25 protein-coding genes and 1 pseudogene are annotated in these 23446 nt (G+C 72.7%); 19 read left to right on the top strand and 7 right to left on the bottom strand.

Annotated features, from left to right (window positions below):
- The first annotated feature begins 143 nt into the window (after positions 1-143).
- Together KCQ71_RS18065 and KCQ71_RS18060 are read left to right on the top strand one after the other, a co-directional pair.
- Complete coding sequence (locus KCQ71_RS18065) at positions 144-353, top strand: helix-turn-helix domain-containing protein (RefSeq protein ID WP_154792838.1); 210 nt, start codon at positions 144-146, stop codon at positions 351-353.
- 194 nt (positions 354-547) lie between these two features.
- Positions 548-646, top strand: a complete 99-nt coding sequence (locus tag KCQ71_RS18060; protein WP_005504750.1) for a 30S ribosomal protein bS22 — start codon at positions 548-550, stop codon at positions 644-646.
- Positions 647-837: 191 nt separating this feature from the next.
- On the opposite strand, the gene KCQ71_RS18055 is transcribed toward KCQ71_RS18060, so the two are convergent.
- Positions 838-1638 (bottom strand): HAD family hydrolase, encoded by an 801-nt coding sequence (locus KCQ71_RS18055; RefSeq protein WP_223408473.1) that lies wholly within the window; start codon positions 1636-1638, stop codon positions 838-840.
- Positions 1639-1762: 124 nt separating this feature from the next.
- On the opposite strand from KCQ71_RS18055, the gene KCQ71_RS18050 reads away from it, so the two are divergent.
- Entirely contained in the window at positions 1763-2026 is a 264-nt protein-coding gene (locus tag KCQ71_RS18050; RefSeq protein ID WP_223408471.1) for a glutaredoxin family protein, read from the top strand.
- A gap of 119 nt (positions 2027-2145) precedes the next feature.
- Here the strand turns inward: KCQ71_RS18050 and KCQ71_RS18045 are convergent, their stop codons facing one another.
- Positions 2146-2700 carry a YceI family protein gene (locus KCQ71_RS18045; protein ID WP_223408469.1) on the bottom strand — a complete coding sequence of 185 codons (555 nt, stop codon included), beginning with the start codon at positions 2698-2700 and terminating at the stop codon, positions 2146-2148.
- Positions 2701-2844: 144 nt separating this feature from the next.
- On the opposite strand from KCQ71_RS18045, the gene KCQ71_RS18040 reads away from it, so the two are divergent.
- The 6 genes from KCQ71_RS18040 to ccsB are packed head-to-tail and all read left to right on the top strand — an operon-like array spanning position 2845 to position 8208.
- Positions 2845-3351 (top strand): MarR family winged helix-turn-helix transcriptional regulator, encoded by a 507-nt coding sequence (locus KCQ71_RS18040; protein WP_223408467.1) that lies wholly within the window; start codon positions 2845-2847, stop codon positions 3349-3351.
- A 43-nt stretch (positions 3352-3394) separates the two neighbouring features.
- Positions 3395-4039, top strand: a complete 645-nt coding sequence (locus KCQ71_RS18035) for a histidine phosphatase family protein (RefSeq protein WP_223408465.1) — start codon at positions 3395-3397, stop codon at positions 4037-4039.
- On the top strand, positions 4036-4650 hold the full coding sequence (locus KCQ71_RS18030; protein WP_223408463.1) for a TlpA family protein disulfide reductase: 615 nt from the start codon (positions 4036-4038) through the stop codon (positions 4648-4650). The genes KCQ71_RS18035 and KCQ71_RS18030 overlap by 4 nt, the downstream gene beginning before the upstream one ends.
- A 28-nt stretch (positions 4651-4678) precedes the next feature.
- Entirely contained in the window at positions 4679-5473 is a 795-nt protein-coding gene (locus KCQ71_RS18025; protein ID WP_223408461.1) for a cytochrome c biogenesis CcdA family protein, read from the top strand.
- The gene (resB, locus tag KCQ71_RS18020) at positions 5474-7216 is read left to right on the top strand and encodes a cytochrome c biogenesis protein ResB (RefSeq protein WP_223408460.1); all 1743 of its coding nucleotides are present in this window, start codon (positions 5474-5476) and stop codon (positions 7214-7216) included.
- On the top strand, positions 7213-8208 hold the full coding sequence (gene ccsB / locus KCQ71_RS18015; RefSeq protein WP_223408457.1) for a c-type cytochrome biogenesis protein CcsB: 996 nt from the start codon (positions 7213-7215) through the stop codon (positions 8206-8208). Before resB ends, ccsB begins: the two co-directional genes overlap by 4 nt.
- 251 nt (positions 8209-8459) lie before the next feature.
- Here the strand turns inward: ccsB and KCQ71_RS18010 are convergent, their stop codons facing one another.
- Complete coding sequence (locus tag KCQ71_RS18010; RefSeq protein WP_223408455.1) at positions 8460-8930, bottom strand: PLD nuclease N-terminal domain-containing protein; 471 nt, start codon at positions 8928-8930, stop codon at positions 8460-8462.
- Between KCQ71_RS18010 and KCQ71_RS18005 the strand changes: the two are divergent.
- Positions 8893-9129, top strand: a pseudogene (locus KCQ71_RS18005) (DUF4229 domain-containing protein); the annotation flags it as partial. The gene KCQ71_RS18010 and the pseudogene KCQ71_RS18005 sit on opposite strands and share 38 nt — an antisense overlap.
- A gap of 93 nt (positions 9130-9222) precedes the next feature.
- Here the strand turns inward: KCQ71_RS18005 and KCQ71_RS18000 are convergent.
- Complete coding sequence (locus KCQ71_RS18000; protein WP_223408453.1) at positions 9223-10101, bottom strand: 1,4-dihydroxy-2-naphthoate polyprenyltransferase; 879 nt, start codon at positions 10099-10101, stop codon at positions 9223-9225.
- Positions 10102-10167: 66 nt separating this feature from the next.
- Positions 10168-11385: an AMP-binding protein gene (locus KCQ71_RS17995; RefSeq protein ID WP_223408451.1), complete on the bottom strand. Its 1218-nt coding sequence runs from the start codon at positions 11383-11385 to the stop codon at positions 10168-10170.
- 56 nt (positions 11386-11441) lie between these two features.
- Here KCQ71_RS17995 and KCQ71_RS17990 point away from each other — a divergent pair, with 56 nt between their 5' ends.
- From KCQ71_RS17990 to KCQ71_RS17980, 3 genes are all read left to right on the top strand, one after another.
- Entirely contained in the window at positions 11442-12515 is a 1074-nt protein-coding gene (locus KCQ71_RS17990; RefSeq protein WP_223408449.1) for a DUF3048 domain-containing protein, read from the top strand.
- Positions 12516-12559: 44 nt separating this feature from the next.
- Positions 12560-13327, top strand: coding sequence for an LLM class F420-dependent oxidoreductase (locus KCQ71_RS17985; RefSeq protein ID WP_223408447.1), 768 nt, complete (start codon positions 12560-12562; stop codon positions 13325-13327).
- Positions 13328-13488: 161 nt separating this feature from the next.
- Positions 13489-13785: a hypothetical protein gene (locus tag KCQ71_RS17980; RefSeq protein ID WP_223408445.1), complete on the top strand. Its 297-nt coding sequence runs from the start codon at positions 13489-13491 to the stop codon at positions 13783-13785.
- Positions 13786-13794: 9 nt separating this feature from the next.
- Here the strand turns inward: KCQ71_RS17980 and KCQ71_RS17975 are convergent, their stop codons facing one another.
- Positions 13795-14754 (bottom strand): 1,4-dihydroxy-2-naphthoyl-CoA synthase, encoded by a 960-nt coding sequence (locus tag KCQ71_RS17975; protein WP_223408444.1) that lies wholly within the window; start codon positions 14752-14754, stop codon positions 13795-13797.
- 137 nt (positions 14755-14891) lie between these two features.
- Here KCQ71_RS17975 and KCQ71_RS17970 point away from each other — a divergent pair, with 137 nt between their 5' ends.
- From KCQ71_RS17970 to KCQ71_RS17960, 3 genes are all read left to right on the top strand, one after another.
- Positions 14892-15893 (top strand): o-succinylbenzoate synthase, encoded by a 1002-nt coding sequence (locus KCQ71_RS17970; protein WP_223408442.1) that lies wholly within the window; start codon positions 14892-14894, stop codon positions 15891-15893.
- A complete protein-coding gene (menD, locus tag KCQ71_RS17965) occupies positions 15890-17593 on the top strand; it encodes a 2-succinyl-5-enolpyruvyl-6-hydroxy-3-cyclohexene-1-carboxylic-acid synthase (RefSeq protein ID WP_223408440.1) in 1704 nt (567 codons plus the stop codon). The genes KCQ71_RS17970 and menD overlap by 4 nt, the downstream gene beginning before the upstream one ends.
- Positions 17594-17683: 90 nt before the next feature.
- Positions 17684-19234, top strand: a complete 1551-nt coding sequence (locus KCQ71_RS17960; RefSeq protein WP_223408438.1) for a S1C family serine protease — start codon at positions 17684-17686, stop codon at positions 19232-19234.
- A 16-nt stretch (positions 19235-19250) separates the two neighbouring features.
- On the opposite strand, the gene KCQ71_RS17955 is transcribed toward KCQ71_RS17960, so the two are convergent.
- Positions 19251-20549: an isochorismate synthase gene (locus KCQ71_RS17955; protein ID WP_223408436.1), complete on the bottom strand. Its 1299-nt coding sequence runs from the start codon at positions 20547-20549 to the stop codon at positions 19251-19253.
- Between the two features lie 205 nt (positions 20550-20754).
- Between KCQ71_RS17955 and KCQ71_RS17950 the strand changes: the two genes are divergently transcribed.
- The 3 genes from KCQ71_RS17950 to KCQ71_RS17940 all read left to right on the top strand — a co-directional run bounded on the left by KCQ71_RS17950 (position 20755) and on the right by KCQ71_RS17940 (position 23441).
- Positions 20755-21447 (top strand): demethylmenaquinone methyltransferase, encoded by a 693-nt coding sequence (locus KCQ71_RS17950; protein ID WP_223408434.1) that lies wholly within the window; start codon positions 20755-20757, stop codon positions 21445-21447.
- 306 nt (positions 21448-21753) lie between these two features.
- Positions 21754-23061, top strand: coding sequence for a geranylgeranyl reductase family protein (locus KCQ71_RS17945; RefSeq protein WP_223408432.1), 1308 nt, complete (start codon positions 21754-21756; stop codon positions 23059-23061).
- Positions 23062-23078: 17 nt separating this feature from the next.
- On the top strand, positions 23079-23441 hold the full coding sequence (locus tag KCQ71_RS17940) for an NADH-quinone oxidoreductase subunit A (RefSeq protein ID WP_156741496.1): 363 nt from the start codon (positions 23079-23081) through the stop codon (positions 23439-23441).
- Positions 23442-23446: the final 5 nt, after the last annotated feature.

The raw sequence follows: 23446 nt of genomic DNA, 5'->3' as shown, positions 1-23446 counted from the left end.
GCCATTCGATTCCCGAACGGGTCCGTGACCCCCTAAGATTTACTCCTGTGCCTCTGCGCGCCCGTTTCGGGGCGCTCACCTGGCACGCATGACAGCGGGTGTGTCCGCCGACGGGCACCGGAGATCGGGGAGGGGTGAGGCACGTGGCTGAGGCCGAGGCGCCGCGCTTCCTCACCGTGGCCGAGGTCGCCGAGTTGGCCCGGGTCTCCCGGATGACCGTGTACCGGATGGTGCACGCGGGCGAGCTCCCCGCGATCCGGGTCGGCAAGTCCTACCGCGTGCCTCAGGCGGCCGTGCAGGAGATGCTCTCCGACGGTCTTGGTTCCTGGGAGGGGACCGGAACCGGGCGCTGACCGCGGCCGGGTAGGATACCTGGGAGATGCGGTACTGGTCTCTTTCTGTGCGTGCGCCCCGACCGGGTCGGCGTCGGCAAGCACCCCGTCGTAAGTTCTCTGTTCATCGGTGAGTCTCCGTCGAGATTCGGCCGGAGCCGCTCGGCTTCCGTCCGGGCTCGCGGCGGTGCTCATCCCAGCTGTAGTGAGGTCCCATGGGTTCTGTCATCAAGAAGCGTCGCAAGCGGATGTCGAAGAAGAAGCACCGCAAACTGCTTCGCAAGACGCGTCACCAGCGACGCAACAAGAAGTAGCTTTCGCGGGCGTTCCGCCCGCCGGCGCTGGGTGCTCGTGCACCCAGCCCTTGCCGAGACCGGACCCTTCGACCGGAACCGGACCGGCCATGGTCCCGTTTCGGTGCAGGCGTCCGGTTTCGTGCGTTCCGGGGCGGTTCGCGCGCGTGCGCTGCCGCCGGCCCGACGGCGAAACTGCCGACGGCGAACGCTCAGCCGCGTAGGCGCCGCACCACGGCGCGGGCTGCCACGGCGGTCACCCACACGGCACCGGCCCAGGAGGCGGTGCGGACCCCGCGCCGTACGTCCCGCCGTCGACGGCGGAAGTCGCGCACCTGCCAGCCGCGCTCGGCGGCGTACCTGCGCAGTCGCGCATCGGGATTGATCGCGAACGGGTGCCCGACGAGGCCCAGCAGGGGCGCGTCGTTCACGGAATCGCCGTAGGCCGAGGACCGGGCCAGGTCCAGTCCCTGGTCGGCAGCGATCCCGCGCGCACCGTCCGCCTTGTGCTCGCCGTGCATCATGTGCCCGACCAGCCGCCCGGTGTAGAAGCCGTCGCGCGACTCCGCGACGGTGGCGAGCGCCCCGGTCGCGCCCAGCCGGCGGGCGACCAGGTCGCCGAGCTCGCGAGGCCCGGCGGTGATGATCCACACCTGGTCACCGGCCCGCAGGTGCGCCTCGATGAGTTCCCGGGTGCCCGGGAACACCCGGTCCGCGAGCACCTCGTCGTAGACCTCGTCGGCGATGGCCGCGACCTCCGCGACCGAGTGGCCCTCGATCAGGCCGAGAGCGCGCCCCCGGAGCTCGTCGATGGCGCTGAGCCGTTCCCCGAACGTCAGGTAGTAGACCGAGTGGAGGCCGAAGTAGACGATGTCGCGGCGACGGAAGAACCCCCGCTGGTACAGCCGACGGGCCAGGTGGTACGCGGACGCACCTCGGATGATCGTGTTGTCGACGTCGAAGAATGCGGCGGCCCGGATGGGCGCGCGCTCCGGCGACTGGTCGGCTGACACCACCTCACTGTAGTCACCGATGCCCGCGACCGGCCGCGGCCGGCCGGCACCGTCGAGCGCGTCGGGCCCACGTTCCGCGTGCCGGTCGGCGGCCGTGGACCGGGTGGTCGATACGATGTCCCGTATGGCCGAGACGGGCACGACCGACGGCGCTACGCCGCGGGTCACGTTGTTCAGCAGGCGCGAATGTCACCTCTGTGAGACCGCCCGGCGCGCGGTGCGCGCGGTCTGTGAGCCCGACGGCGTCGCGTGGGCCGAGGTTGACATCGACGCCGACCCCGGGTTGCAGGAGCGCTACGGCGAGCTGGTTCCGGTGGTCACGGTCGACGGCGTGCAGGTCGGGTACTGGCGCATCGACCCGGAGCGGATCCGCAAGGCGCTGCACTGACTCCTTGCAGCGATTCCTGGCACGAACGACGACGGAGCGCAGCCCGATCGGGCTGCGCTCCGTCGTCAGTGTTCGTCAGTGTTCGACAGCTCGGGGACGGTGCCCCGGCGTGCGAGTGGTCAGGCGTTGACCGACGCGAGCTCCTTGACGGCCTCGACCTCGATCGAGAGCTTGACCTTGTCGCCGACCAGCAGGCCGCCACCCTCGAGGGCGACGTTCCAGGTCAGCCCGAACTCCTTGCGGGAGATCTCGGTGCTGGCGGAGAAGCCCACCTTGTCGGCGCCGGTGGCGTCGGCAAGTGCGCCGTTGAACTCGACATCGAGGGTGACCGGCTTGGTCACGCCGTTCACGGTGAGGTCACCGATCAGGGCGAACTCCTCTCCGGAGCCCTCGACGGAGGTGGACACGAAGGTCCACTCGGGCTTGGTCGCCGCGTCCCAGAAGTCCGCGCTGGTCAGGTGACCGTCGCGGCCCTCGTTGCCGGTGTGCACGGAGCCGGCGGCGATGGTCACGGTCGCGGAGGAGTCTGCGAAGTTCTCGGCCACGGTGAACGAGCCGGAGAACTCGGTGAAGCGGCCCTTGACCTTCGCGATGCCGGAGTGGCGGACCTGGAAACCGACTTCGCTGTGGCTGGCGTCGATGACGTATGTGCCGGCGGGGATGACGTTGCTCATGCTGGGTGCTCCTCGGGTGGGATCGGAATTGCTTGAACGAGTAGTTGAACGTTGTAGTAATGAGGATGCCGGAGACCTAGGCTGATGTCAAGGGGTGATTCCGCGGAGCAACCTCAGCAGCGATCAGGAGTAGGAGCAGGTCCCATGACACAGACGCCCATCGACACGTCGACCGAGGCGCCGCCGGGCACGCCGGTGCGCTGGCTCGACGCCGAACAGCAGGTGGCCTGGCGGGCGCTGCTGACCGGCACGTCCGTCCTCTTCGACGCACTTGGTCGTGATCTAGAACACGGTGCCGGCCTCAGCCTGAACGAGTACGAGGTGCTGGTGCGGCTCTCCGAGGCGCCCGGCCGGGTCTTGAGAATGTCGGTCCTCGCGGAGGAACTCGTGCACTCGCGCTCGCGGCTGACGCATACGATCAGCCGGATGGAGCGCGCCGGCCTGGTGTCCCGGTGCAGCAGCGCCCAGGACGGACGTGGCGTGGACTGCATGCTCACCGACGCCGGTAGGGCGCAACTGGAGGCCGCGGCCCCGGTGCACGTGGCCTCGGTCCGCCGCCGGTTGGTGGACGTGCTCACGCGGGACCAGCTCCTGGCCCTCGGTGCGGCGTTCAGCCAGATCGACGAGGAGGTCCGGTCCCACTTCGGATGACGCGGGTGCGTGGCATCGGCGAAAACTTTGCGAGACTGGGGCCATGTCGCGTACCACCGTCCACCTGTTGCGTCATGGTGAGGTCCACAACCCCGATCGCGTCCTGTACGGGCGCATCCCGGGCTACGGGCTCTCCGAGCGCGGTCACCAGATGGCACAGCGGATCGCGGACACCTTCACCGTGCGCGGTGCGGACCTGGTGCACCTGGTCGCCTCGCCGCTGCAGCGGGCCCAGGAGACCGCCGCACCGCTCGCGGCCGCGTTCGACCTGCCGGTGCGCACGGACGAGCGGGTGATCGAGGCCGAGAACTACTTCGAGGGCTCGACCGTCGGGAAAAACCCGGCGGAGCTGCTGAACCCCGCGCACTGGGCCAAGCTCGTCAACCCCTTGCGCCCGTCCTGGGGCGAGCCGTACGCCGAGCAGGCCGAGCGGATGTTCGCCGCGATCCGCGACGCCCGCACCGCGGCCGACGGTCACGAAGCCGTGATCGTCTCCCACCAGCTGCCGATCTGGGTGGCCCGCAGCACGATCCTGGGCAAGTCCATGCTGCACGACCCGCGCCGCCGGCGCCTGACCCTGGCGTCGCTGACCACGCTGACGTTCGAGCGCGGCACGCTGCTCGCGGTCGACTACACCGAGCCGTGCGCGGACCTGTTGCCCGATGCGACGACGGCGGTGCTTCCGTGAGGCGGGCCCGTCCGACCGGGCAGGCCGTGCGCCGAGCGCGGCTCACAGCGCTGGGTCTGCTTGCCGGAGCGCTGGTGCTCGCCGGCTGCGCGAACGAGCCGACGCCGTCGGCCACCGACGGCGCGAACGGGAGCTACGTCTCCGGTGACGGTTCGGTGGAGTCCTGGGCCGCGTCCGAACGCGGGGACGTGGTCGAGCTGGCCGGGCAGTCCTACGCCGAGGAGCCGATCGATATCGCGGACTGGCGTGGGGACGTCGTCGTGGTGAACTTCTGGTACGCGGCCTGCCCGCCGTGCCGTGCCGAGGCGCCGGACCTGGCTGCGATCGCAGGAGACTACTCCGATGCGGGCGTGCACCTGCTCGGCGTGAACCACACCGACGACGCCGGCACCGCGCAGTCGTTCGAGCGCCGGTTCGAGCTGCCCTACCCGAGCCTGGACGACGACGACGCCGCGGGCGTCGCGGCGATGCAGGGCGTGGTCCCGCTGACCGCGATGCCGAGCACCGTGGTCCTCGACACCGAGGGCCGCGTGGCCGCACGGATCATCGGGATCGCCGACCCGACGATCCTGCGCGGGCTCATCGACGACGAACTCGCAGCCGGCGCATGATCGGCGTCCCCCGGCCGGCCGAGCTGCCATGACCTGGCTCGAGCAGCTCAGTCGCACGTTCGCCGAGACCGTCTTCTCCGGGTCCATGGTGGCGGCGGTCCCGATCGCCCTGCTGGCCGGGTTCGTCTCGTTCGCGTCGCCATGCGTACTGCCGCTGGTGCCCGGCTATCTCGGGTTCGTCGGCGGCATGGTCGGTGCTGATGCGGGTGGTTCCGCGCGCGGCGGCTCGAAGGCCTCGAACGGATCGAGGGCCCGGCTGGTGCTCGGCATCCTCGGCTTCGTCGCCGGCTTCACCCTGGTGTTCGCCCTGATGACCCTGGCGCTGACCTCGGTGGGCATGTACCTGTTCCGCTGGCAGGACGTCATCACCCGGGTGCTCGGCGTCCTGGTGCTGCTGATGGGCCTGGCCTTCCTCGGGGCGGTGCCGTTCCTGCAGCGCGAACGCCGGTTCCACATGAGCCCGAAGGCCGGGGTGTGGGGCGCACCGCTGCTCGGCATCGTGTTCGGCCTCGGCTGGGCGCCGTGCATCGGCCCAACGCTCGGGGCCGTCCAGGCGCTCGCGATCGACGGCGGCGACCTCGGCCGGGCGATGACGCTCGTGATCGCGTACTGCCTCGGTCTCGGCCTGCCGTTCGTGCTCGTCGCCCTCGGCCTGAAGTCCTCGGCGGCGATGATGGCCTTCCTGCGGCGGCACCGGCTGCTGATCATGCGCCTGGGCGGGGGCCTGCTCGTGCTGCTCGGCCTGGCGCTGATCACCGGCGTGTGGTCCTGGCTGGCGAACTGGCTGCAGGGCTTCATCGACGGATTCGTGACGGTGATCTGAGTGGCGACAAGGTACGAACCGGAAGGGCTGGCGACGACCGACGACGCCGCCGACGGGATCGAACCCGCCCCGAAGCGGGCCGGCGGCGGGCGCGGCGCGGGCTCCACGGGGCCTCGGCCGCCGTCGGGTGGCCGGGGGAGCGGTAGCCCCCGTGGCGACGCCAGGCTCGGCGTACGGGGGTGGCTGCGGTGGACGTGGCGGCAGCTGACCAGCATGCGGGTGGCACTGCTCCTGCTGCTGCTGCTCGCGGTCGTGGCCCTGCCAGGCGCGTTCTTCCCGCAGCGCACCTCCGACCCGAACGCGGTGCAGCAGTACTTCCTCGACCACCCGGACACGGCGGACCTGCTGGACTCGCTGCACCTGTTCGACGTGTACGCCTCGCCGTGGTTCTCCGCGGTCTACCTGCTGCTGTTCGTCTCCCTGATCGGCTGCATCCTCCCGCGCACCTGGGTGCACCTGAAGAACCTGCGCGCCGAGCCCTCCCGGGTGCCGAGCCGGTTCACCCGGTTCGACGTGCGCGGCCAGGCCCGGGCCGCCGGGACGCCGGAGCAGGTCCGGAGGCGTCTCGACGCCGCCCTCGGGCGCCGGTACCGGCGCCGGCTCGCGAGCGAGCGCGGCCGGACCGCCGACGGCGAGACGAGGACGGCGCTGACCATCTCTGCCGAGCGTGGTTTCGGCCGCGAGACCGGCAACCTGGTCTTCCACCTGGCCCTGGTCGGCCTGCTCGTGGTGACGGCGTGGGGGCAGCTGGTGCACTACCGCGGCCAGGTCGTCGTGGTCCAGGGGGACACGTTCGTGAACGCCCCGCTCGACTTCGACTCCTTCGACACCGGCAGCTGGTACGGCGCCGACGCCCAGGAGCCGTTCCGGGTCCGCCTGGACTCGTTCGAGTCCGAGTTCACGGTCGACTCCCAGGCCCGGGACTTCGTGGCCGGGGTGACTCTCACCGAGACCGACGGCAGTACCCGCACCGCGGACGTCCGGGTCAACCACCCGCTGGAGACCGACGACACCCGGATCTACCTCACCGGGAACGGCTTCGCGCCACGGTTCACCGTGACCGACGGCAGCGGCGAGGTGGCGTTCTCCGGCGCCGTCCCGTTCCTGCCCACCGCGGACCCGAACTACGCCTCCAACGGCGTGGTGATGGTGCCGGACGCGAACGGCGGTGAACGCCAGCTCGGCTTCAACGGGGTGCTGCTGCCCACGGCTGCCGCGGATGAGGAGGGCAACCTGATCGGGTCCGCCTACCCCCAGCCCCTGGACCCGGCGGTGGTGCTCAACGTGTGGGTCGGGGACCTCGGCCTGGACAACGGGGTGCCGCAGAACCTCTATCTGCTGGACACCACGGACATGGAGCAGGTGCTGACCACCGCCGAGGACGGGACCGAGGCCCCGGTCCAGGTGGTGCTGCGGCCGGGGGAGTCCGTGGAACTACCGGACGGGCTCGGCACCATCACGTTCGAGGACCTGCCCCGCTTCGCCGCGTTCGACGTGCGCTACGACCCGTCGATCGTGTGGATGGGGGTGTTCGCCGGCCTCGCGTTCGCGGGACTGGTGGCCTCGCTGTTCCTGCCACGGCGCCGGATCTGGGTGCGCCTGGTGGCTGGGGCCGACGGGGCTACAGTGGTCTCCGCGGCGGCGTTGGCCCGCGGCGACGATCCCGGTCTACAGCGCGAGTTGGACCGGGTCCTGGCGGTCCTGGAGTCCGATCAGGCCGCAACGTCGAAGGAGGACCGGTGAACAGCGATCTCGGGGACATCAGCACGCTGCTGATCTATGGGGCGATGGCGTCGTACGTGGTCGCGATGATCGCGTTCGCGGTGGACGTGAGCGCGCTCGGCGTCGGTGCACCCAAGGATCGCAGGCGCCGCGCCGCCGGGATCGGCCTGTCGACGATGTGGCTCGGCGCCGGGCTGCAGTTCGTCGCGATCGTGGTGCGCGGCCTGGCCGCCGGGCGGGTGCCATGGGCGAACATGTACGAGTTCACCCTGATGTTCACGTTCTTCGTGGTCGCCATCTTCCTCGGCCTGCAGACCCGGCGCGACGTGCGCTACCTCGGCGTCGCGGTGTCGATGCTCGCGTTCCTCGCGCTGATGCTCGCGGTCGCCGTGCTGTACGTGGAGGCCGACGGCGTCCAGCCCGCCCTCCGCAGCTACTGGCTGGTGATCCACGTGTCCGTGGCCACACTCGCCACCGGCCTCTCCGGGCTGGCGGCGATGATCTCGATAGCCCAGCTGGTCAAGGCGCGCAGCGAGCGCGCGACGGTATCGGCGGGCTCCGCCGCCATGGCGGCGTCCGGGGCGACGGCGGAGGTCACCTCCGGTGCGGCCGGCGGCACTTCTGCGACGGCGACCGCGGTCGCCGAGCCGTCCACGCAGCCCAGCGCGACGTTCGGCTCCCGGATCGTCGGTTCGCTGCCGCCGTCGGCGAACATGGAGCGGCTCGCCTACCGGCTCAACGCCGTCGGCTTCGTGGCCTGGACGTTCACGCTCGTCGCCGGTGCGGTCTGGGCCGAGCACGCCTGGGGCCGCCCGTGGGGCTGGGACCCGAAGGAGACCTGGACCTTCGTGATCTGGGTGATCTACGCCGCGTACCTGCACGCCCGGGTCACGACGGGCTGGGCGGCCGAGAAGTTCGCCTACTTCGCGCTCGTCGGGTTCATGGCGGTGCTCGCCAACTTCTACATCGTGAACATCTTCTTCAGCGGCAAGCACTCCTACGCCGGCGTGTGACCTGTCTGACCTGCCCACGCCAGGACCTGTCTGACCTGCCCACGCCAGCGCGCCCCGCTCACCGGGATCGCCCGTGAGGCAGTACCTCGCGCCTGAAGAAGTAGGTTCTGCGGTTCTTCTTCAGGCGGGGATTTCTGTGTGACGGCGGGAGGTACTGCCTGACGCGGGAGGTACTGCGTCAGCGGCACCGGCCGCGGGTCCGGGGCAACGGACGCGGGAGGGCAACGATCGCGGGTACCGATGCGTGGTCGCTACGCGCGGTCCTCGGTGTCGCCGGGTTTCGGGCCGGTGCGGCGCCCATCCGGCCGTTCGGTGTCATCCTCGCCATCATCGGGGGACTCCACGCGGGCACCCGGTCCGCTCGTGGGCAGTACCGGGGGCACCGGCGGTTCAGGTGACTTCGTCACCTCGGGCGGCGTCGGGCGGTTCAGCCCGGCCAGGAACTCGGGGTCGTCGTCGGGCGCGACCGGCCGGGCCGGGCGGCGCGAGGCCCGGGGAGCCGGGTAGTCATCGGCTCCGCCGTCGGCGGAACCACCGGCCATGGTCAGGAGCCGGGACGCGATCAGCCAGATGAGGGCGCCGACCCCCGGGGTGATGATGATCACGGCCACCCATAGCCAGGCAGGCAGCCCAAGGCGTCGCCGGGGGTCCTCGGTCCGGGCGACGTCGAGGATGGCGTAGGTCATGAGGCCAATGATGGCCAGGACGAGCAGGAACCTCATTCCCAGAGCCTACGCTGAGTCCATGGCTCTCCTCATCTACAGTGTGCTCCGGATCGTGCTGGTGGTCGGCGCCGGTGCCGTGCTGTACCTGCTCGGGCTGCGCAGCTGGCTCCTCGTGCTGGGTGCGGTGCTGGTCGGGGCGGGTCTGTCCTACGTGCTGCTCGAGAAGCCGCGTCGACGCGCGGCCGAGTCCATGGCGGCCCGGCGGGCCGACGGGGACCGGTTCTCGAAGGGCCTGGCCGAGGAGGCCGCGGACGAGGACGCCGAGGCGGACCTCGCGGAGCAGGCGCGATCAGCCGGCGCCGAGCAGAAGGGCGCCCCCGAGGAGGAACCCGAAGGCGAGCTCGAGGAGGCCGGTGTTCTTGAGCACGACGATCAGGTCGCGCCCGGTGGCACCGCCGAGGACCCGGCGCGCGAGGATCACCACCACCGGAGCCAGCAGCAGGAGAAGTAGCGCCCACGGGGTCCACACGGCCACGGCGAGCCCCGCGAGGAGCGCGGTCACGAGCATCGCCACGTAGGCGCCCCGGGCCCGGCGCTCGCCGAGCCGGACGGCCAGGGTGTGCTTGCCGACGACCGAGTCCGTGGGGATGTCGCGGATGTTGTTGGCCATCAGGAGGGCGCAGGCGAGCAGGCCGATCCCGACCGCGCCGAGCACGGCCGGACCGGTGATCCGCAGGGCCTGTGAATAGGTGGTGCCGAGGGTGGCGACCAACCCGAAGAATACGAACACCGCCACCTCGCCGAGGCCGCGGTACCCGTACGGGGAGTGCCCGCCCGTGTAGAACCAGGCAGCCACCACGCAGACCACCCCGACGACGAGCAGCCACCAGACGCCGGACACGGCGCACAGGGCCAGCCCGAACAGGCCGGAGACCCCGAACGCGGCGAACGCGGCGGCCTTGACGCGCTTCGGTGGGACGGCGCCCGATGCCGTCAGCCGTTGCGGCCCGACCCGGACGTCGTCCGTGCCGCGGATGCCGTCGGAGTAGTCGTTCGCGAAGTTCACGCCCACCTGCAGAGCCAGCGCCACCCCGGCCGCGAGCAGCGCGCGCACGACGGAGGCCGAGCCCACGAACGCGGCCGCCCCGGTGCCTGCCAGGACGGGTGCGACCGCCGCCGGGAGGGTGCGCAGCCGCGCTCCCTCGAGCCAGTCACTCACCGAGGGCATGCGGACTCCGTTCACGTGGGGCCGGCCCCGGAATGGGGCGCGCAAGCGAGGATATCGGCCCGATCGTCAGGGCCCCGCGCCGCCGGGCCCGCCGCCGTGCTGATTGCCGTGCCGTTCGCCCAGGCCCGCGGCGAGGTCCGCCGCGGCGCTCGCGGCCAGGGTCAGCCGGTCCACCTTGCCGGGCCCGCGCAGCGGCAGGGACTCGCGCACGAGCAGCGCCCGCGGCGCCCCCGGCCCGCCGCCGGCGGCGGCACGGACGGTGGCGAGGTCGGGCGGGGTGGCCCCGGGCCGGGGGACCACGACGGCCGTGACCGACTCGCCCCACTCCGGGTCCGGGACCCCCACCACGGCCACCTCCGCGACGGTGCCCAATCTGGCGAGGGCGCGCTCCACCGCGGCCGGGTGCACGTTGACGCCGCCGGTGACGAGGACGTCGTCCACGCGGCCGAGCACGGTCAGCGTGGCGCCGTCGAGGGCGCCCGCGTCCCCGGTGCGCAGCCACCGGCGGCCCTCGATCGTCACGAACGGATCGGGACCGTCGTCCAGATAGCCGTTCGCGAGCACCTCCCCGGCCAGATGGATCCTGGCGTCCGCGTCCAGGTGCACGTCCACGCCGTCGAGGGGGACGCCGTCGTAGACGCAGCCACCGCAGGTCTCCGTCATGCCGTAGGTGGTCACCACGTTGATGCCCGCCTCCCGGGCGGCAGCCAGCACCGGCCCGGCGGTGGCCGCGCCACCCACGAGCACCGCGGCGCAGGTGCGCAGCAGGTCGACCGATGTCCCGCCGTCGGCCAGGACCCGCACCAGCTGGGTGGGGACCAGGGAGAGGTACCGGGGCACATCGCTGCGCATCGCGCGCAGCGCCGCGGTCAGCGCGGCCGGCGTGAACCGGCCGGGCCGGATGACGACCGGCGTGGTTCCGGCCAGGACCGAGCGGATCAGCACCTGCAGGCCCGCCACGTGGTCGGTGGGCAGTGCCAGCAGCCATTGGCCCGGTCCGGCCAGGCGCGCCTCGGTGGCGGTCGCGCTGGCCCGCAGCGCCGCCGCGCCGAGCGAGACCGGGCGGCCGACGCCGCTCGTCGAGCCCGAGGTGGTCAGGATGACCGCGGTGCCCGCGGGGGCCAGGTCCCGGACAGCGCCGGCCGCGGGGGTGGTCGCGACCGCCGGACCGGAGCCGTCGAGGGCGGCGGCGAGCGCCGCGAGCAGCTCGTGTGGCGGGGGCACCGGCAGATCGTCGGAGTCCGGCACGTGGGTCGGTTGACTGGGGGCGGGGGACTCGGGCACGGACCCAGCCTAGGAGCCAGACGGACGTGGCTTCGGCTGGGGCTAGAGTGGGCGCGATGTTGAACGCGACCAGAGCCGGACGCCGGCACCGGACCGCCACCGCGATCGTTGCCGCGTTTCTCATGGTCGCCGGGTGCTCCGGGCAGGACCCCCAGGACGGGGCAACCGAGATCGTCGAGGTCCCGCCGGAGGTGGTCGTCGACAAGGCCGCTCCGCCGGAGCCGGCCACGGTGGTCGCGTGGCCGTTGACGGGCGTGGCCGGCGAGCCTGCGGCGCGGCCCGCGATGTCCATCAAGATCGAGAACTCCAACGCCGCGCGGCCCCAGACCGGCCTGCAGGCGGCCGACGTGGTCTGGGAGCAGATGGTCGAGGGCGGGATCACCCGGTTCAACGCGGTGTACCACTCGGCGATCCCGGAGGAGGTCGGTCCGGTGCGCTCGGTGCGCCCGATGGACGCCGGGATCTCCGCCGCCTACGGCGGCCTGATCGTCTTCTCCGGTGGGCAGGCCCCGTTCGTTCAGGCGGTGCGGAACGTCGGCCTGCAGGTCCTCAGCCACGACGGTGGTCAGGCCGGTTTCTTCCGGACCTCGGACCGGTTCGCCCCGCACAACCTGTACGGCACCCCACAGGACTTCCTCGACCAGGCCGACGACGCGCACAGCGCCGCGCCGCCGACCCAGTTCACGTTCGCCCGCACCGCCGCGGCCGCCACCGCCGTCACCGCCGGTACGCCCGCGAGCTCGCTCGCGGTCAACTTCCCGCAGGCGCACCCGGGCTGGACCTGGGACGCCGGTCAGGGCCTCTGGCTACGCACCGAGGACGGCGCACCCGCCGGCACCACCGACACCGGGCAGCTCACCGCGGTGAACGTCGTGGTGCTGCGCGTCGACGTGGTCACGACCTCCTACCGGGACCCGGGCGGCGCCCCCGTGCCCGAGACCGTGGTGGTCGGCTCCGGCGAGGCGGTCGTGGCCACCGGCGGTCAGACGATCACCGGCACCTGGTCCAAGCCCGATGATGCCTCGCCCGTCACGCTGACCACCGCCGACGGCACGGTCATCGAGCTGGCCCCGGGCAACACGTGGGTCGAGCTGCTGCCGACCGCCAACGCTTCGATCTCCGTCGGCTGACCACCCCGACGAGTACCGACCTCGAGAAGAGAACAGGGAGCCCCGTGTCCGCACCCGTGCGTATCGCTGCCCAACTCCAGCCCCAGCACGCCCCCGACTACGGCCTGATCCGTGACGCGGTGCTGCGCGCCGAGGATGCCGGCGTGGACATCATCTTCACGTGGGACCACTTCTACCCGCTCAACGGCGATCTCGACGGCCACCACTTCGAGTGCTGGTCGCTGCTGGCGGCCTGGGCGGAGCAGACCGAGCGGGTCGAGTTGGGCGCGCTGGTCACCGGCGGCGGCTACCGCAACCCGGACCTGCTCGCGGACATGGCGCGCACCGTGGACCACATCAGCGGCGGTCGGCTGATCCTCGGCATCGGGGCCGGCTGGAACGAGAAGGACTACGACAACTACGGCTACGAGTTCGGAACCCCGGGTAGCAGACTGGCCCTCCTCAAGGAGTACCTGCCCCGGATCCGGTCCCGGTTCGAGCAGTTGAACCCGGCCCCGCTGCGCGAGATCCCGATCCTCATCGGTGGCGGCGGGGAGCGGAAGACGCTGCGGCTGGTGGCCGAGCACGCGAACATCTGGCACTCGTTCTCCGACCTGGAGACCCTGCAGCGCAAGAGCGCGATCCTGGCCCAGCACTGCGCCGACGTGGGCCGGGACCCGGCCGTCATCGACCGGTCCACCACGTGGCCCGGCGCCGACGAGGCCGCGGCCTACGCGGCCGAGGGGGTTCGCCTGTTCACGGTCGGGGTCACCGGACCCGAGTACGACCTGACCCAGGTCCGGGACGCGGTCGCCTGGCGGGACGCGCAGTAGCCCGCGCCGAGTGACTGCTCCAGGAGTGGAACCGCTGGTGCCGGTCCGCACGCATCAGACCCCGGGATGACGAACGCATCGGGCGCCGGGGGGATGGAAACGCCCTCGAATCACCCGCACGGACCGATGTGCTCCCGGGCGACGGAGAGCAGGATCGAGGCATGGTCACGATCAGCCCCGCACCCGCCGCAGTACGCATCACCGCACCCGCGCGCTCCCGGGTCGCCGAGCCGGCGCCCGCCGCCCGGACCGGCACCACCGACCGGGCCGAGCCCGGCCTCGGCACGCACGCGCCGCCGTCGACCCCCTTCGGTGCGGGCGCAGCGCAGCCCCGCCCGGTCCGTGACTCCCTGCTACCCGCCACGCTGTCCCTGCTCGCGGTGCTCGGCGTGCTGACCTGCCTCGCGGCCGCCGCCGGCTGGGTCGTGCGCACCGTCGCCGAGTACTTCCTCGGCTGAGACGCCGACTCAGAAGTGGTGCGGGAAGCCTGACCAGTCCGGCGGACGCCGCTCCAGGAACGCGTCCCGGCCCTCCACGGCCTCGTCCGTCATGTACGCCAACCGGGTGGCCTCGCCGGCGAACACCTGCTGCCCGGCCAGGCCGTCGTCGGCCATGTTGAACGCGAACTTCAGCATCCGGATCGCCTGCGGCGACTTCGTGGCGATGATCGCCGCCCACTCCAGGGCCCGCTCCTCGAGCTCCGCGTGCGGGACCGCCTCGTTGATGGCGCCCCACGCCCGCGCCTGCTCGGCGGAGTACTCCCGGGCCAGGAAGAAGATCTCCCGGGCGCGCTTGTCGCCCACCTGACGCGCGAGCAGTGCCGAACCGTAGCCGGCGTCGAACGACGCGACATCGGCGTCGGTCTGCTTGAACCTGCCGTGCTCGATCGAGGCGATCGTCAGGTCCGCGACCACGTGCAGGCTGTGCCCGCCGCCGGCGGCCCAACCCGGGACGACGGCGATCACCGGCTTGGGCATGGTGCGCATCAGTCGCTGCACCTCGAGGATGTGCAGGCGCCCGGCGTGGGCCGGGTCGATGCTCGCGGCCTGCTCGCCCTCGGCGTACCGGTATCCGTCCCGGCCCCGGATCCGCTGGTCGCCACCGGAGCAGAACGCCCAGCCGCCGTCCTTCGGGCTCGGGCCGTTGCCGGTGAGCAGCACGGCGGCGACGTCCGGGCTCATCCGGGCGTGGTCGAGGGCCCGGTACAGCTCGTCCACGGTGTGTGGTCGGAACGCGTTGCGGACCTCCGGCCGGTCGAACGCGATCCGGACGACGGGCAGGTCCTGCGCCTGATCGCCAGCACCGCCGGTGCGGTCGACGCCGCGGTGGTAGGTGATATCGGTCAGGTCGAAGCCGGGGACCTCGCGCCAGCGCTGCGGGTCGAACAGGTCGGAGACCTTGGCGGGGAGCGGAGCGGAGTCAGTCACGCTGACACTCTAGGACGCCGCCGCACCGGAGGGTTCCCGCCGCTCGCCCGCCTCCGGTACCCGCGCCCGGCGCGGGTAGGCACCGCCCGCCCGGGCCGGACCCGCCGCCGCCCGGCACCGGCCCCTATCCTGAACCGGTGAGCCCCCGCGTCTACGCCACGCCCCTGCGCACCCGTTTCCGCGGGCTGGATGCCCGGGACGGCGTGCTCATCCACGGCCCGGCCGGCTGGGGCGAGTTCTCCCCGTTCTGGGACTACGACGCCGCCGAGTCGACGGCCTGGTGGCGGGCCGCGCACGAAGCCGCCTCCCTCGGCTGGCCCGCGCCGGTCCGCACCCACATCCCCGTCAACGTCACCGTGCCCGCCGTCGGGCCGGACCGCGCGGCCGCGATCGTGGCCGCCTCCGGCGGCTGCACGACGGCGAAGGTCAAGGTCGCCGAGCCCGGCCAGTCCGTGGCGGACGAGCAAGCCCGCCTCGAGGCGGTCCGGGGCGCGCTCGGACCCGGCGGGCGAATCCGGATCGACGCGAACGGGGCCTGGGACCTGGACACCGCGCTCGACCGGCTCGCCGTCCTCGACCGCGCAGCGGGCGGCCTGGAGTACGCCGAACAACCGTGCGCGGACGTGGCCGACCTGGCCACGCTGCGCCGTCGGGGCTCCGTGCCGATCGCCGCGGACGAGAGCATCCGCCGCGCCGAGGACCCGATGGCCGTGGTCCGCGCGGAGGCCGCGGACATCGTGGTGCTGAAGGTGCAGCCGCTCGGCGGGGTCCGCGCCGCCCTGCGGATCGCCGAGGAGGTCGGCCTGCCCGTGGTGGTCTCCTCGGCCCTGGAGACGTCCGTCGGCATCGCGGCCGGGCTGGCCCTGGCCGCGGCGCTGCCCACGCTCGAGCACGCCTGCGGCCTCGCCACCGTCCACCTGCTCACCGCCGACGTGGTCGCTGACCCGCTGCTCCCGGTCGACGGCAGGATCGAGGTGCGCCGCCCCGAACCGGACCCGGCCGCTCTCGCCGCGACCATGGCCGACGATGCGGTCACCGCCCGCTGGCTGGACCGGCTGCAGACGGTGGCGGCGCTCGCCGGCCTACCGCTGCCGGAACCGGCCGGCGTCGCCGGCGCCCCGGGAGAGGGGACGCGATGAGCGCGCCCACCGGGCCGTCGACCGGCCCGGACCTGCCCCGGATGCCGGTTCCGTCGGCGGCCACCGCCCGCGCGCTGGTGACCGAACTCGTCGCCGCCGGCGTGCGGGACGTGGTGCTCGCCCCGGGCTCGCGCAGTGCCCCGCTCGCCTACGCCCTGCAGACGTGCGAGCGGGCCGGCTGGCTGCGCCTGCACGTCCGGATCGACGAGCGCAGCGCCGCGTTCGTGGCCCTCGGCATCGCGCGGGTCCGCCCGGCCGCGGTGGTGACCACCTCCGGCACGGCCGTGGCGAACCTGCACCCGGCGGTCCTCGAGGCGGCGCACTCGGGCGCCCCGCTGGTGGTGCTCACCGCGGACCGCCCGCACGAGCTGCGGGGCGTGGGCGCCAACCAGACCACCGACCAGGTGGGCATCTTCGGCTCCGCGGTGCGCTGGTCCGGCGAGCTCCCGGCGGACGACGCGGTGCCGACGCGGGGGGTGCGGTCCGCCGTGGTGCGGGCCGTCGCGGCCGCGCGTGGGCTGCGCTCGGGGCATCCCGGCCCGGTGCACCTGAACGTCGCGTTCCGGGACCCGCTCGCGCCCGCCGACGGCTGGGTCCCGGGTGCCGCGCCGGCGGCCCACACCGACGTCGGCCCCGCGGTGGCGCCGGCGGTGCCCGTGGTCCTGGACCGCGGCCCGCGGACCGTGATCGTGGCCGGCGACGGCGCAGGTGCTCCGGCCGTCCGGCTCGCCGCCGCGAGTGGCTGGCCGGTGCTCGCCGAGCCCGGCTCCGGCGCCCGGCACGCGCCAGGGGCGGTCACCGCCTACCGGACGCTCCTTTCCGAGCCCGAGCTCGGACCGCGGATCGAGCGGGTGGTCCAGTTCGGGCGGCCCACGCTGAGCCGGCCGGTCTCCGCGCTCCTGGCGCGCACCGACGCGCAGGTGTTCGTGGTCGGCCCGGGACCGGACTGGGTGGACGTGGCCGGCACCGCGGCGGGGGTGTTCGGCGCGGTGGAGGTGGCGGGCGAGATCACCGTCGACGAGCGCGCCTGGGCCGGCCGCTGGGCCGTGGCCTCGACGGCCGCCGAACGAGCGCTCGCCGGTGACGAGCTGGGCGGACCGGGTGTGGCCCGGGCCGTGCTCGCCGCCGGTGGCACGGTGGTGCTCGGCTCCTCGATGTCGATCCGGGACGCGGATCTCGCCGGCCCGGTGGCGCAGCACGAACCGGCCGCGCGGGTGTTCGCCAACCGCGGCCTGGCCGGCATCGACGGCACCATCTCCACGGCGACCGGTCTCGCTCTGGCGACCGGCGGGCCCGTGCGCGCGCTGATCGGGGACCTGACCTTCCAGCACGACGTCGGCGGCCTCGCCCGCGGCCGGCTCGAGGCCGAGGTGGACCTGCAGGTGATCGTGCTCAACGACGATGGCGGCTCCATCTTCGCCACGCTCGAGCACGGCGCCCCGGCCCACAGCCGGGACTTCGACCGGCTGTTCGCCACACCGCAGGGGCTGGACGTCGCCGCGCTCGCGGCGGGCTTCGGTGCCCGCCACCTCCTCGTCGCCACGGCCGCGGAGCTCGGGACGGCGCTCGCCGAGCCGGGCCCCGGGCGCAGCGTGGTGGAGGTGCGGCTGGACGGGGCCACCGCCCGGGCACGCTCGCTGGCACTCACCGAGCGGATCCGCGACGCCGTGGCCGAGGCCCTTGCCGACGTGGACGGCTGAGGAACTCCCAGGAACCTCCCAGGAGGGGTCGAGGTGATCGCAAGGTCCATCGACTGAAGTAGTGCTCACACCGATTCTTTGGAGGATCCGATGAGCACACCGAACCCCACGCCGGGCTGGGCCACCCCGAACAGCGAACGTCCGCAGGCCCCGGCCACGCCGGGGGGCCAGGCAGCTCCGGGTCGGGCCACCGCGGGCCAGGCCGGCCCCGGCCAGGCCGCCACCCACCCCTACGCCTACGCCGCCTCGCACACCCCGAACGCGACCGGTGGCGCCGCCGGAACCGGCACCGCCGCCCCGGCCGTGCCGACGCAGCCGGCTCCCGCCGTGCCCCAGCGGTCGTCGTACCAAGGTGCCGCCGGTGCCCGTGCGCCGTACCAGGGCGCCGCCGGTACCCGTGCGCCGTACCAGGGCGCCGCCGGCGCCCGTGCGCCGTACCAGGGCGCCGCCGCGCACCCCCTTGCCCAGGGCAACGGGTCCGCCGGTGCCACGCCGCCGCCGTCGACGTTCGGTCCGGGTGGCGGCTGGCAGGGCCCACCGCCGGGCCCCGCCACGACGGTGAAGCGTCCGCGGACCTGGCTCGCGATCACCGCCGCGGCGGTCCTGGCAGCCGGCCTCGCGAGCGGTGGCACCGCCGCGCTGCTCCAGAACACCTCGCCCAGCGGGACCCTCACCCAGGCCGACGCGCCGGTGACCGTTCCGGTCTCCGCCGACGGATCGCCCGACTGGGAGGCCGTCGCCGCCCAGGTGCGGCCGAGCGTCGTCGCGATCACCTTCTCCTCCAGCGCGGGCAGTGGCGCCGGGTCCGGGGTCATCATCGACTCCTCGGGCCTGATCCTGACCAACAACCACGTGGTCGCCGACGCGCAGTCCCTGACCGTGACGCTCTCCGACGGCCGGATCTTCGAGGCCAGGATCGTCGGGACCGACCCGACCACCGACCTGGCCGTGATCGAGCTGACCGACCCGCCCGAGGACCTCGAGGCGGCAACCCTCGGCACCTCCGACGACCTCGCGGTGGGGGAGTCGGTCATGGCCGTCGGCAACCCGCTCGGCCTGGACAGCACCGTCACCACGGGAATCGTCTCCGCGCTCGACCGGCCGGTGAGCGCGACCGGCGGCGGGCAGGCGCAGGACGCGGTGGTCACGAACGCCATCCAGATCGACGCCGCGGTCAACCCCGGCAACTCCGGCGGCCCGCTGTTCGACGCGAACGGTCGCGTCATCGGCATCACGTCCTCGATCGCCACCCTGAGTGAGTCCTCGGGCAGCATCGGGCTCGGCTTCGCGATCCCGGTCGACCTGGCCACGAACGTGGCCGACCAGCTCATCGCCGACGGCACGGCCGAGCACGCCTACCTCGGGGTGTCCCTGACGGACGGCACCGCGACGGCCGACGGCGTCACCCGGACCGGCGCCTCCGTCGCCCAGGTCGGCGACGGCACCCCGGCCGCGGACGCCGGCCTGCAGGAGGGTGACGTCATCGTGCAGATCGACGACCACGCCGTCAGCGGCGCAGAGTCGCTGACCGGCTGGGTGCGCACCTACAACAGCGGTGACACCGTCACCCTGACCGTGATTCGGGGCGGTGACTCGATCGAGGTCGAGACCACCCTGGCCAGCCGGGAGGCCGCCTCCTGAGTCCGGTCCGAACCGGTCAGGAAGCCAGGGCCGAGCGCATCGGCTCGAGCTTCGCGTCGGACTCGGCCAGCTCGTCGGCCGGGTCCGACGCGGCGACGATCCCGCACCCGGCGAACAGCCGCAGGCCGCGCGAGTCCGCGTCCACCTGGGCCGACCGCAGTGCGATACCCCACTCGCCGTCGCCGTCCGCGCCGATCCAGCCCACCGGACCGGCGTAACGGTCCCGGTCCATCTGCTCGTGGTCGGCGATCACCTGCGCGGCCACGTCGGTCGGGGTGCCGCACACGGCGGCGGTGGGGTGCAGCGCCGCCGCGACGGCGAGCGAACTCATCTGCGCGTGCGGCCCGGCCAGTACCGCGGTCACGTCGCTCGCCAGGTGCATCACGTTCGGCAGGTGCAGCACGAACGGGGCGTCCGGCGCGTTCGTCGACGCGGCGAACGGAGCCAGCGACCGGGTCAGCGAGTCGACGGCGAACTCGTGCTCCTCAAGATCCTTGGACGATCGGGCCAGGGATGCGGCCCGGGCCAGGTCGGCCTCGTCATCGCCGCTGCGCTGGATGGTTCCGGCGAGCACCCGGGAGGAGATCAGGCCACGCTCACGGCGCACCAGCAGTTCCGGGGTGGCGCCGACCAGGCCGTCGACGGCGAAGGTCCAGCAGGAGCGGTAGTCGCGCCCGAGGTTGGACAACAGCCGGCGGACGTCCAGCGGGCCGTCCAGATCGGCGCGCACGTCCCGCGCCATCACCACCTTGCCGACCTTGGCGCCCCGGATCAGGTCGATGACGGCGGCCACCTGGGCCCGCCACTGCCTGCGGGTCAGCGCGCCGTCGGCGTACTCCACGGCGGGTGCCGGCAGCGGCGGCGCGACCCGGGCGCGGATCTCGGCGATCGTCGGCGGCGGCACAAGGTCCGCCGCGGAGGTGATGGTCGTCACCCAGGCCGCGTCGCCGCGCCGTCCGACCACGATCTGCGGCACCACCAGCACGCCGCCGGCCGGGGAGTCGGGAGCGAAGGAGAACGAGCCGAAGGCGATCGCGCCGGTGCCCGGGAGGCCGACCTCGTCACGGACCACCATGTGCTCGGTGAGCGAGCGCCAGGCCGCATCCGCGGTCGCGAACCGGTCCACACCGTCCGTGGTGATCCGGGCCGCTTCGCCCCAGCCCACCACGCCCTCGCCGCGGCGCACCCAGGCTGCCGCGCCGCGCGCGTCCGGGGCCGGCAGCAGGCCGAGCAGGTCCGGCAGGCCCTCGGCGGGGACGGCGATCGTGCGCGCCACAAGCGTGGAACTGGCGGTCAGGTGGGCTGCGTCGGTCATCACCCATGAGCCTAGCGACGCCTCGCGACGGCGCAGGTCCTCGGTGGTGGTCCGGGCTGGTGATCCGTGTCACGACCGCCGGCGGAGCACACCCGGATCGCGCCCGGTGCGGGACGTTGGTCCCAGGAACGAGCCGGTGCCGGTGGGTGCGCGGTCAGCGGGTGCCGTTGCGGATGGATGCCCAGCGGTGCGCCATGATGGAGCCATGTCACGCGCCACCCTGGACAAGGACCCCCGCGAGGTCGCGGGGATGTTCGACGACGTCGCCCGCAAGTACGACCTCACCAACGACGTGCTGTCCCTCGGGATGGACCGGCTCTGGCGCACGGCGACGCTCGCCGCCACCGACGCTCGGCCGGGGGAGCGGGTGCTCGACCTCGCCGCCGGTACCGGCACCTCCAGCGAGGACTACGCGGACGCGGGCATCGAGGTGGTGCCGTGCGACTTCTCGGAGGGCATGGTGGCCGTCGGCAAGCGCCGCCGCCCGGACCTGGCGTTCGTGGTCGGTGACGCGATGGCACTCCCGTTCGCCTCCGACAGCTTCGACGTGGTCACCATCTCGTTCGGCCTGCGCAACGTCGCGGACACCGCTGCCGGTCTCGAGGAGATGCACCGGGTGACCCGCCCGGGCGGGCGGATCGTGATCTGCGAGTTCTCCACGCCGCCGAACCCCGCGTGGCGGGGGATGTACGACATCTACCGTGACCACGTGCTGCCCCGCGTCGCAGCCCTCGTCAGCTCGAACACGGAGGCGTACTCCTACCTGTCCGAGTCGATCGCGAGCTGGCCGGACCAGGTGCGCCTGGCGGAGCTGATGCAGTCGGTCGGCTGGCGCTCGGTCGGGTACCGGAACCTGACCGGCGGCATCGTCGCCCTGCACCGCGGCACGAAGCGCTGACGAACTCGCCGACGGCGCCGGCCCGAGGCCGCGTGGGGCGTGAGGTGTCATACCGCCGAGGAGAATTAGCGCAGCCTCATGTCGCGTAAATGGGCCGGAAATTCGCCACTTTCGAGGTGAGGGTCACCTAACCGGACGGTTCGTCGTCGCGGGGGTAGCCTAGGCGCGTGGCCGGCCTTGCACGCCGGTGCCGCCCCCCGTGAAACCTGCGATCCGGAGCGCACGCGCGCTCGGTTAGAAGTAGGGTGCGCCCGGCAATAGGGTGGCGGTGAGGACACGATTTCAGGATGGGAACAGGTGGACAGCGTGGGACACGCACCAGGTGATGATGCGGATGTCATCGTCGTCGGTGCCGGACCCGCCGGCGCCGCCGCGGCGCACTACCTGGCCGCGGCCGGCCGCGAAGTGCTCCTGCTCGAGAAGGCCACCTTCCCCCGGGACAAGATCTGTGGCGACGGGCTGACCCCGCGGGCCGTCTCGGAACTCGTCCGGATGGGCGTGCCCACCCCGGCCGAGGACGGCTGGATCCGTAACAAGGGGCTGCGCGTCGTCGGCGGTGGGCACACCATCCACCTGCCCTGGCCGGAGATCGAGCGCTACCCGAACTACGGCCTGGTCAAGTCCCGGATGGATCTGGACGCCACGCTCGCCTACCACGCCCGCGCCACCGGCGCGAAGCTGATGGAGGGTATGAACGTCACCGGTCCGGTCACGGACGACCGCACCGGCCGGGTCGTCGGGGTCACGGTCCGACAGGTGGACGGCCGGGGTCGCCGGATCGGCGGAGAGGCGGGCTCCGAACGCACCCTGCGCGCTCCGGTGGTGATCGCCGCGGACGGTGTCTCGGCGCGGCTGGCCACGTCGCTGGGGATCACCAAGAGCGACAACCGTCCGATGGGCGTCGCCGTACGCACCTACTTCAAGACCCCGCGCCACGACGACGAGTGGATGGAGTCGCAGCTCGAGCTGTGGGACGGCGAGGCCGGTAGGTCGAACCTGCTGCCCGGCTACGGCTGGATCTTCGCGCTCGGCAACGGCCTCGCGAACGTCGGCCTCGGCTCGGTCAGCTCCAACGCCAAGGCGACCCAGCTGGACTACAAGTCCCTGATGGCCGCGTGGATGCGCAACGCGCCGCCGGAGTGGGAGTTCACCCCGGAGAACCAGGTGGGCCCGGTCAGGGGCGCCGCTCTGCCGATGGCCTTCAACCGCAAGCCCCACTACAGCCGCGGCCTGATGCTCGTCGGCGATGCGGGCGGCATGGTGTCCCCGTTCAACGGTGAGGGCATCGCGTACGCGCTGCAGGCCGGACGGGTCGCGGCCGACGTTGCCGGGCAGGCGCTCGCGCGCACCTCCGACGCCGCCCGTGAGCGCACCCTGGCCACCTACCCGGTGCGCATGCGCGACGAACTGGGTGGCTACTTCGCGCTCGGACGTCACTTCGTCAAGCTGATCGAGCGACCGGCCGTGATGCGCGTGTGCACGAAGTACGGCTTGCCGCGACCCTTGCTCATGAAGTTCGTGCTCAAACTGCTCTCGGACAGCTACGACACCCGCGGTGGCGACGCCACGGACCGCATCATCACCGCCCTGACCCGCATCGTCCCGGCTGCCTGAGCGGGAGAGGAAGAGACATGACCAACCCGTACATCCCGTTGCTCATCATGGGTGGGCTCGCCCTGCTCCTCGGGGTCGGTGGGCTCGCGGCCAGCGCCGTCATCGGGCCGAAGCGCTACAACAAGGTCAAGGTGGATGCCTACGAATGCGGCATCCAGCCCTCACCCCACTCCGTGGGCGCCGGCCGGTTTCCGATCAAGTACTACATCGTGGCGATGACATTCATCGTCTTCGATATCGAGGTGGTCTTCCTGTACCCGTGGGCCGTGAGCTTCACCGAGCTCGCCGGGTTCGGCCTGATCGCCATGTTTGGCTTCCTGTTCCTGATCACCGTGCCGTTCGTCTACGAATGGCGCCGTGGCGGCCTGGACTGGGACTGAGAGAG

The sequence above is a fragment of the Occultella gossypii genome (assembly GCF_019947135.1).
Classification (GTDB): domain Bacteria; phylum Actinomycetota; class Actinomycetes; order Actinomycetales; family Beutenbergiaceae; genus Occultella; species Occultella gossypii.
The sequence above is the reverse complement of the archived record's forward strand: the minus strand, read 5'-3'. Positions and strand labels throughout refer to the sequence as shown.